Annotated in this window: 8 protein-coding genes and 2 rRNA genes; 7 read left to right on the forward strand and 3 right to left on the reverse strand. The window is 70.3% G+C overall.

The features are described 5' to 3' along the window. The first annotated feature begins 71 nt into the window (after positions 1-71). From ACGFNV_RS14925 to ACGFNV_RS14945, 5 genes are read left to right on the forward strand one after another with little or no spacing between them, the layout of a single operon-like run. Entirely contained in the window at positions 72-926 is an 855-nt protein-coding gene (locus ACGFNV_RS14925) for a hypothetical protein (RefSeq protein WP_393622467.1), read from the forward strand. Then, on the forward strand, positions 916-2277 hold the full coding sequence (locus ACGFNV_RS14930) for a hypothetical protein (RefSeq protein WP_393622469.1): 1362 nt from the start codon (positions 916-918) through the stop codon (positions 2275-2277). The genes ACGFNV_RS14925 and ACGFNV_RS14930 overlap by 11 nt, the downstream gene beginning before the upstream one ends. Next, positions 2274-3833 carry an SCO6880 family protein gene (locus ACGFNV_RS14935; protein ID WP_393622471.1) on the forward strand — a complete coding sequence of 520 codons (1560 nt, stop codon included), beginning with the start codon at positions 2274-2276 and terminating at the stop codon, positions 3831-3833. The genes ACGFNV_RS14930 and ACGFNV_RS14935 overlap by 4 nt, the downstream gene beginning before the upstream one ends. 9 nt (positions 3834-3842) lie before the next feature. Further along, complete coding sequence (locus tag ACGFNV_RS14940; protein ID WP_393622472.1) at positions 3843-5267, forward strand: ATP-binding protein; 1425 nt, start codon at positions 3843-3845, stop codon at positions 5265-5267. A 1-nt stretch (position 5268) separates the two neighbouring features. After that, a complete protein-coding gene (locus ACGFNV_RS14945; protein ID WP_393622473.1) occupies positions 5269-6864 on the forward strand; it encodes a TraM recognition domain-containing protein in 1596 nt (531 codons plus the stop codon). Positions 6865-6881: 17 nt separating this feature from the next. Here the strand turns inward: ACGFNV_RS14945 and ACGFNV_RS14950 are convergent, their stop codons facing one another. Continuing rightward, entirely contained in the window at positions 6882-7445 is a 564-nt protein-coding gene (locus ACGFNV_RS14950; protein WP_393622475.1) for a GNAT family N-acetyltransferase, read from the reverse strand. Between the two features lie 93 nt (positions 7446-7538). Between ACGFNV_RS14950 and ACGFNV_RS14955 the strand changes: the two genes are divergently transcribed. Next, positions 7539-8774 (forward strand): sensor histidine kinase, encoded by a 1236-nt coding sequence (locus ACGFNV_RS14955; protein WP_393622476.1) that lies wholly within the window; start codon positions 7539-7541, stop codon positions 8772-8774. Further along, positions 8771-9439, forward strand: coding sequence for a response regulator (locus ACGFNV_RS14960; protein ID WP_393622478.1), 669 nt, complete (start codon positions 8771-8773; stop codon positions 9437-9439). Before ACGFNV_RS14955 ends, ACGFNV_RS14960 begins: the two co-directional genes overlap by 4 nt. Before the next feature lie 77 nt (positions 9440-9516). Here ACGFNV_RS14960 and rrf read toward each other — a convergent pair. Continuing rightward, a 5S ribosomal RNA gene (rrf, locus tag ACGFNV_RS14965) occupies positions 9517-9633 on the reverse strand. Positions 9634-9718: 85 nt separating this feature from the next. Next, a 23S ribosomal RNA gene (locus tag ACGFNV_RS14970) occupies positions 9719-9791 on the reverse strand; the annotation flags it as partial.

Genomic DNA, 9791 nt, shown 5'->3' on the forward strand with positions numbered 1-9791 from the left:
GCGCGGGAACCAGCACGGCTACCGTCGTACTTCTACGCTTTTCAGTACGACGGCGAAGGGGCGTACGCGGCATGAGTCCCGGGGACGAGCAGGGCTACGGCGATCCGGTGCGCGCCGACGACGGCGGGTACGGGTACGGCGGCAGCGGCCACACCCGCACCCGCCTACCCGAAACAGACCCCTACGGCGGCGCCCGCCGCCCCGGCCGCTCCTCATCCCGCAGCCTGGTCACGGTCGTAGCGGTGGTGGTCCTCCTCATCGCCGCGATCGCCTTCGCGAACCGCGGAGGAGGCGATTCCGACTCCGCGTCGGGCGGTACGGCCAACAGGCCCAAATCGGCGGCAACCGCAGCGAGCGGGACGAAGCCGGTGGAGACGAAGACGGGCGGCATCCCCTCGGGCTTCGCGCACACCGAGCAGGGGGCCCAGTCGGCGGCGGCGAACTACGCCGTGGCGCTCGGCTCGACCGGCATGTTCAAGAAGGACAGCCGCCACACCCTGGTGAACGCCCTCTACACCGCCGAGCAGTCCGCCCAGTTGCAGGCCGCGATGGACAACGCCTACTCGGCCGACTTCCTCGGCCGGATGGGCCTGGACGCGAACGGCAACCCGCCCACGGGCAGCACGTTCGTATCCCGCGTGGTCCCGATCGGCACCACCGTGCAGGAGTACGGAACGACAGGCGCCAAGGTGGCGGTCTGGTACATGGGGCTCATCGGCATGTCCGGCAACCAGTCGACCAACCCCGTCACCTCCACCTGGAAAACCTGGACCTTCGACCTGACCTGGACCGGCGGCGACTGGAAGATCGCCTCCGACACCCAGAAGGACGGCCCCGCCCCGGTCCCCGGCGACGACAGAGCCGCCGCCTCCGACGAGATCAGCAAGGCCATCGAGGAGTACGGAGGGTTCACTTATGCCCGGTAACCCGCACCGCGTGCTCCGGCTCGCCGGAGTCGTCACGGCCGTCCAGGCGTCGGCCGTGCTGCTCGCCACCCGCGCCTTCGCCGAGCCGACCCCCACACCGACACCCACCCCCTCGGGATCGGGATCGGCGTCACCGTCGCCCTCCGCGAGCAAGGGAGTCTGTGACGCCATCGTCGGCGATGCCCGCAAGTACTGCGAACGCGGCAACAACCGCTCCGGCGTCACCCGCAACCCCAGCGTCAGCGACACCCTCGACCCCCTGTCCTCCCTCGCGAAGGGCTGCGCGGAGGCCGCCGCGTGGACCATCGACAAGCTGAGCGAGGCGGTGAAGGAGACGGCGAACGTCGACTTCACCAACACCAAGTTCCTCCAGCAGTACGCCGTGGTCTTCGCCGCGTCGACGATCCTCACGCTCCTGCTCTGGCTCCTGGCCGTCGCCAAGCGGGCCGTGCGGGGCGTACCCCTGTCCACCGCCATCTCGGAGGCGATCGGCTTCCTGTGGCTGACGGTGCTGGCCTCCGCCTTCACCCCCCTGATCCTGTACACGGTCGTGTCGGCGGCCGACGGCGTGACCGACGTCCTCGCGAAAACGACGGGCGACCAGGCGGACACGTTCTTCGGCACGTTCTCCGGCGCGCTCGCCAAGGGCCAGGACATCGGCGGCGGCCCCATCATGCTGATCGTCGTCTCCCTCGTGTCGATCCTCGCCGCCGGCGTCCTCTGGCTGGAGCTCGTCGTCCGCGCCGCCCTGCTGTACGTCGGCGCCCTCCTCGGCACCGTCGTGTACGCGGGCCTCGTCGACAAGAACCTGTGGGGCCACGTCCGCCGCTGGGCCGGCATCATGATCGCCGTCATCCTGGTCAAGCCGGTCATCGTGATCGTCCTCGGCCTCGCCGGAGCTCTCTCCGCCGACGACGGCCCGAACGCGTTCTCCGCCGTCGTCTCCGGCCTCGCGATCATCCTGCTCGCCATCTTCGCCAGCGCGATGATCTACCGCTTCGTCCCCGGCTTCGGCGACGAGATCGCCCACTCGCGCAACAACCGCATCATGCAGGGCGCCGAGGGCAAGGCCGCGGCCGTCATCAGCTCCCCGGCGACCCTCGTCGCCCAGGGCATCAAGACGCACAGCACCCGCGCCGACAGCAACAGCGGCGGCTCCGCCTCCAGCGGCCCCCGCCCGTCCAACCCCGCCTCCGGCGGCGTCGCCGCCCACAGCACCCGCACCTCCAACGGTGGCGGCGGAGCTGTCCCCTCCGCCGCGCCCCCGCCCCGCTCCAGCGCGGTCAACACCCCCCACGCCAGCAACACCCGCAACAGCAATACCAACCGCACGGGAGGTGAAGGGCGTTGACGACCGAGTCCCACGTGTCCCATCCGGTCACGCCCCGCCGTACATATCTGATCGGCCGCGCCCGGCCGAACGCGATCGTCGGCCGGAATCGTGAGACCGGCGAGATCGCGCTCATCATCGTGGGCGCGTTCCTCGGCATGATGTGCGGGCTCCTCGTCCCCGTCCTCTCCCTGCGCATCGTGCTGCTGATGGGCTTCCCGCTGCTCGCGCTGGCCGCCGTCTACGTGCCGTACAAGCACCGCACGTTCTACAAGTGGTTCGAGATCAACCGCAGCTACAAGAGGACGCTCAAGCAGGGCACCGCCTACCGCTCCTCCGCCATGGAGGCCGGCACCCGCCTCGACGGCCGTGAGATCGAAGTCGGCCCGCCGCCCGGCATCGGCCGCATCAGCTGGCTGGCCGCCCCGTTCGGCCCCGACGAGATCGCCGTACTCCTGCACGCGGACCGCCGTACGGTCACGGCCGCCATCGAGATCGAGGGCCCCGGCGTCGGCCTGCGCGACAGCGAGGACCAGGAAGCCCTCGTCGACCGCTTCGGCACCCTGCTCAAGCACGTGGCCAACGGCGACGGCTTCGTCACCCGCCTGCAGATGCTCGCCCGCACCCTCCCCGCCGACCCCGACGCCCACGCCAAGGACGTCGCCCAGCGCGGGGACGACAAGGCGCTGCCCTGGCTGCAGCAGTCGTACGACCAGTTGCAGTCGATGGTGTCGACGAGCAGCGAGCAGCACCGCGCCTACCTCGTCGCCTGCATGCACTACACCCGCGAGCTCGCCGCCGAGGCGCACGCCATGGCCCGCGCGGCACGGCCCCAGAACGGCCGCAAACTGGACCGGGACGCCGGTCTCGCCGTCGTCATGGCCCGCGAGCTCACCGACATCTGCTCGCGCCTCCAGGAGGCCGACATCCGGGTCCGCCAGCCGCTGGGCCAGGGCCGTCTCGCGTCCCTGATCCACTCCATGTACGACCCGGACCACCCCATCGACCACATCCAGGCGATGACCAAGCGCAACGCCTGGCCGGCCGAGCTCGACGCCATGGAGCCGACCTTCCTCCAGGCCAAGACCCGCGAGTCCACCACCCGTCAGCCCTGGTGCCACGCCACCGCCTGGGTGAAGGAGTGGCCGATGACACCCGTAGGGGTGAACTTCCTGGCCCCGCTCCTCGTCCACACCCCGGACGTCATCCGAACGGTCGCCGTGACGATGGATCTCGAGCCCACCGAGGTAGCCATCGAACGCATGCTGACCGAGAAGACCAACGACGAGGCCGAGGCCTCCCGAGCCGCCAAGATGAACCGCACCGTCGACCCCCGCGACATCGCCGCCCACAACCGCCTCGACCAGCGCGGCGAGGACCTCGCCAGCGGGGCGGCGGGCGTCAACCTGGTCGGCTACATCACCGTGTCCTCCCGCTCCCCCGAGGCCCTGGCCCGCGACAAGCGGACCATAAGGGCCTCGGCCGGCAAGTCGTACCTCAAGCTGGAGTGGTGCGACCGCGAGCACCACCGCGCCTTCGTGAACACCCTCCCGTTCGCCACCGGCATCCGAAGGTAGGGCTTTAGCATGCGGGACCCGCTGTCCGTCCTCACCGACGCCTTCACGTCCTTCCTCTTCGGGAAGGTCGAGACGACCCGCCTGCCGGTGCGCACCTCCACGGGCCAGGCCCAGGCCGTCTACCTCCCGACCGCCGCCCCCGGCCTCGGCGACTCCGGCGTGATCATCGGCCGCGAGGTCTACTCCGGCAAGGGCTACATCTACGACCCCTTCCAGCTCTACGGCCAACAGCTCCCGGCCCCCCACTGGCTGGTCCTGGGCGAGTCCGGCAACGGCAAGTCGGCCCTGGAGAAGACCTACGTCCTACGCCAGCTGCGCTTCCGCGACCGCCAGGTCGTCGTCCTGGACGCCCAGGGCGAGGACGGCGTCGGCGAGTGGAACCTCATCGCGCAGGAGCTGGGGATAACTCCCATCCGCCTGGACCCGATGGCCGCCCTGGACCACGGCATCCGCCTGAACCCCCTGGACCCGGCGATCACGACCACCGGTCAGCTCGCGCTGCTGAGGACCATCATCGAGGTCGCGCTGGGCCATGGCCTGGACGAACGTTCCGGCTTCGCCCTCAAGGTCGCCCACGCCTACGTCAACGAGACGATCACCGAACGCCAGCCGGTCCTCTCCGACATCGTCGAGCAGCTACGGCACCCCGAGCCCGAGTCGGCCGAGGCGATGAACGTCGCCATAGACGACGTACGGGCATGGGGCCTGGACGTGGCCCTGGTCCTCGACCGCCTCGTCGACGGTGACCTGCGCGGCATGTTCGACGGGCCCACGACGGTCGGCATCGACCTCGACGCCCCCCTCATCGTCTTCGACCTCTCCCACATCGACCGCAACTCCATCGCCATGCCGATCCTGATGGCCATCGTCGGCGTCTGGCTGGAGCACACCTGGATCCGCCCCGACCGCAAGAAGCGCATCTTCCTGGTCGAGGAGGCCTGGCACATCATCAACAGCCCGTTCGTGGCGCAACTGTTCCAGCGCCTGCTGAAGTTCGGGCGCCGGTTGGGTCTGTCGTTCGTGGCGGTGGTGCACCACCTGTCGGACGTCGTCGACGGGGCGGCGGCCAAGGAGGCGGCCGCGATCCTGAAGATGGCCTCGACCCGGACGATCTACGCACAGAAGGCGGACGAGGCGAGGGCGACGGGACGGGTCCTCGGCCTGCCCAGGTGGGCGGTGGAGATCATCCCCACCCTGACCCCCGGCATCGCCGTCTGGGACGTCAACGGCAACGTCCAGGTGGTCAAACACCTCATCACCGAGACGGAACGCCCCCTGGTCTTCACCGACCGCGCCATGACCGAGTCCTCCCTCGACCGTGCCGCCGAGGACGCCCTGCGAGCGGCCGAGCGGGAGGCGGAGGCACGGGCGGCGGCCTTCATGGAAGAGCACATCAGCGACCTGGACGGGTCGTCCGAGTCGACGGTGGCCTGAGATGAGACGCGACGACCGGCAGCAGCAGGGAGGCATCCCCGACGGCCTGTTGATGGGCCTACTCGGCTTCCTCCTCGGCATGACCCTGCTGGTGTGGACGGCCACGGGCCTGGCAGGCCTCTTCTCCCACGGCTCCTGGCCGACCGGCGTCACCTTCACGCGCACCCCCCTGGCCATGCGCCACCTCATCGGCCGCCCCCACGACATCCCCGGCGCCTGGCCCGACGCCCCACCCACCCAACTCTCCGGCTACGGCCTCTTCTGGGGCCTCTTCATCGGCCAGCTGATGATCCTGGTCGTCCTCACCATCTTCGTCATGGGCACCCTGGCCCGCTGGCGCGCGGTACGGGCAAGACGCCGTGAGGAGAGGACAGCGGCGCTGGAACGGGCGACAGCGGCGGGACCCGCCGGGGGCCACGACGTACCGGTGCCGGGGCACCAGGCCACGTATGAGGCCCAGGCCGCTGCCGCTTATGAGGCTCAGCCCCCGCACAGCCACACCGCACCCCTGCCGAGCCCCCACGCGACGCCGGCACCGCCCCACCACGAGGTCCCGGCCCCAAGACCGGACCCGGTGCCGGCGGACCCCCTGACGCAACCCGTTCCCAATACGACGACAGCACCCCAGCCCCAGTCGTTCACCTCTCCGTTCGGCGGGGAGCGGGCGGGTGGCTGGGAGAAAATCCTCGTAGGCCCCAAGGAAAGCCGCTACACCACCGCCGCCCAGGCGGTACGCGACGCGGCGGGCCCAGCCCTGGTCGTCACCTCCAATCCCGCCCTCTGGCAGGACACCAAGGACGCCCGCGCCAAACTCGGCCCCGCCCTCCTCTACGACCCCACCCACCTCTGCGACACCCCGGCCCGCCTCCACTGGTCCCCCACGGCAGGCTGCGAGGACAAGCAGACAGCGGTGCAGCGAGCGGCAGCACTCCTCACGCCCGTCCGCCCCACCGCCCGCCTCGACCAAGCGGTCAGCGACACCGCCGAGACGCTCCTGCGCAGCTACCTCCACGCCGCCGCCATCGACGGCCGCACCGTCCGCCACGTCCACCGCTGGTCCCAGGGCACCCAGATCCAGGACGCCGTACGCACCCTCCGTACGAACCCCAAGGCCGCCGCCGGCGCGGCGGGCGAACTCGAAGCCGCACTCACCGCCCACCCCGAACGCCGGGACATGGCCCACGAGTTGACGACCCGTGCGCTGTCCGCGCTGTCCACGGTGAACATCCGCGAGGCCTGCACCCCGAACCGAACTGACGCCCTCTCCCTGGATTCCTTCCTGCACGAAGGGGGCACGCTTTATGTGGTCGGTGAATCCATCGAGGACCCGAGGACGAACCCCGGCGCGATGCCGCTCCTGACGGCCCTCGTCTCCAGCGTGGTCGAGCGCGGCCGGCGCATGGCCGAACGGTCATCCTCCGGTCGCCTCGACCCACCACTGACCCTCGTCCTGGACGACGTCGCCGCAGTGGCTCCGCTTCCCCAGCTCCCGGAGCTGCTGGCCACCGGGGCGGACCGGGGCCTGCCGGCCCTGGCCCTCCTCAGGTCCCGCGAACAGGGCCGCGCCCGCTGGCCCCACGACGAACTCCCGGTCTAGCGGGCCGACGCCGGGCCTCAGCCCTTCTCGAGGACGAACTCCAACTCGCACTCCTCGTCCCCGTCCGCCAACGGCACGGTCACCCCGCTCGGCACGAACCCCACCTTGCGGTAGAAGCCCTGCGCCCGCCCGTTGTCCTCGTGCACGATCAGCCGCACCCGCTCCGCCCCGCTCTCCCACGCCCACCGCACCCCCGCGGCGAACAACGCCTCGGTCAGCCCGCTCCCCCGGTGCTCGGGCCGCACGTACACCCCGACGACATGCCCCTGCCGCCGCTCGACCGGGAACCCGGCCCAGTCCTTCGTCCCCGCCTCCTCCATCAACACGGTCAGCGTCCCGGCCCACGACCCGTCCGCACCCTCGGCGACGAACTGCCGCACACCGACCGCCGCCCCACCACTCCTGGCCGCCCGCTCCTGCCAGAAGGAGTCCGGGCGCTCCACGGCCTCCTCGTACGTCTCCAGATACGCGATCGGCGCCACGGGGTCCCGCAGCGCGAGCAACCGCAGCTCCTTCACGGCCGCCCATTCCTCGGCGCGTATGGAACGGACGACATGACCCTGGGCGCTCATCGTGCTCATGCGGGCCACCGTAGTACCCAGGTACGACACCCTCACGCGAAATACCGCCGCCGACCGACGCCCTACGGCGAACGGACACACCACCATGGTCAGGTGCCGACGGAGCAGAAACCCGAGCCCCTCACCGAGTACGCCCACCGCATCCACAGACGCGTGCGCGCCCTCGACGAACGGCACCCGCTGGTCTGGGACCTGCTCCTGACGGGCTTCTGGGTGGCGGCCGCCCTGGTCGACGCCGCCGGCGGCTGGCGCAACGTCGCCCGCGACCCCGACGTCCCGGTCCGGCTCGTCCTGGCCATGAGCCTCGGCTTCTCCGTCCCCCTCCTCTGGCGGCGCAGCCACCCCGCAGCCGTGCTCATCGCCATGGCACCGGTCTCCTTGGTCAACGCCTGGTCCGGAGCCACGCTCCAGGCGTCCCTGCTCCAGCTGCTCGTCATCCACCACATCGCCCTCCGCCTGCCCCAGCGCACGCTGTGGTGGGCATCGGCGCTGGTCATCACACCTTTCACCGTGATGGCGGTCCGCCACCCACAGGGAGGCATGGAGAAGGACGTCGCCCCGGTGCTGATGTCCATCGTCACGGCCGCCGTCATCGGCATCGCGGTCCGCACCCGCCGCAACTACACCGCGGCCCTGGAGGACCGCGCCCGCCGCCTGGAGATCGAACGCGACCAGCAGGCCCGCCTCGCCGCCGCGGCCGAACGCACCCGCATCGCCCGCGAGATGCACGACATCATCGGCCACAACCTCTCCGTCATCACCGGTCTCGCGGACGGCGGCCGCTACGCCGCCACGAAGTCCCCGGAACGCGCCGGCCAGGCCCTGGACGCCATCGCCACCACCAGCCGCCAGGCGATGGGCGAACTGCGTCGCCTGCTGGACGTCCTGCGCGAGGAGGAACCACCCACCGATCTCGCACTCACCCCCCAGCCCACCCTCACCGACCTCGACCAGCTCCTCGACGGCGTACGGGCCGCAGGCCTCCCGGTCACCGCCACCGTCACCGGCACCCCGACCATCCCCCCAGGCAGGCAGCTGGCCGTCTACCGCGTCATCCAGGAAGCCCTCACCAACACCCTCAAACACGGCGGCCCCGAGGCCACGTCGCGGATCGCCCTGTCGTACGCCCCCGCCGGCGCCGTCACGGTCACGGTCACCGACACGGGCCACGGCAGCATGGGGGAGGGTGATGACGGCCGGGGCCGCGGCCTGCCCGGCATGCGCGAACGCTCCGCCCTGTACGGCGGCACCCTGGAGGCCGGCCCCCGCCCGCACCCCGAACGGGGCTGGCGGGTCCATCTGCACCTACCGGAGGAATCCCCGCAGTGACCAGCGTCCTCATCGCCGACGACCAGCCCCTCCAGCGCTTCGGTTTCCGCATGCTGCTGGAGAGCCAGGACGACCTGACGGTGCTGGGCGAGGCGACCGACGGCACCGAAGCGGTCCGTATGACAGCCGAGCTCCGTCCCGACGTCGTCCTGATGGACGTCCGCATGCCCGGCCTGGACGGCATCGCCGCCACCCGCCGCATCATCAACGCCGGCCACCGCACCCGCGTCCTGATCGTCACCACCTTCGACCTCGACGAGTACGCCTACGCGGGCCTCCGCGCCGGTGCCTCCGGCTTCCTCATCAAGGACGCCCACCCGGAGGACGTCCTGTCCGGCATACGTGCCGTCGCCTCGGGAGACGCGGTAGTGGCCCCCAGCCTGACCCGTCGCCTCCTGGACGCCTACGTCGAGTTGTTGCCGGCCCCTCGCAAGGACACGCCCCCACACGCCGACCCCCGCCTGGCCTCCCTCACGGACCGCGAGCGCGAAATCCTGACCGTCATCGGCCAGGGCTGGACGAACGCCGAGATCTCGGCCCGTTTCCACCTCGCCGAATCGACAGTGAAGACCCACGTGACCCGCATCCTGGCGAAGACCGGCTCCAGGGACCGCATACAGGCGGTGATTCTGGCGTACGACACGAGACTGGTACGGCCTTCCTGAAACGGCAGGCCTTAAACGGCAGGCCTTAAACGCAGAAAACCCCCGCACCGTGAGGTGCGGGGGTTTTCCCAATAATTGTTCGGCGGCGTCCTACTCTCCCACAGGGTCCCCCCTGCAGTACCATCGGCGCTGTAAGGCTTAGCTTCCGGGTTCGGAATGTAACCGGGCGTTTCCCTCACGCTATAACCACCGAAACACTATGAAACTGTCAGCCGCACCACGTGTGGCACGTGGGGCCTGTTCGTGGTTTCAGAACCAACACAGTGGACGCGAGCAACTGAGGACAAGCCCTCGGCCTATTAGTACCGGTCACCTTCACACGTTACCGTGCTTCCAGATCCGGCCTATCAAC

The sequence above is a fragment of the Streptomyces sp. NPDC048751 genome, from assembly GCF_043198595.1.
Lineage (GTDB): Bacteria > Actinomycetota > Actinomycetes > Streptomycetales > Streptomycetaceae > Streptomyces.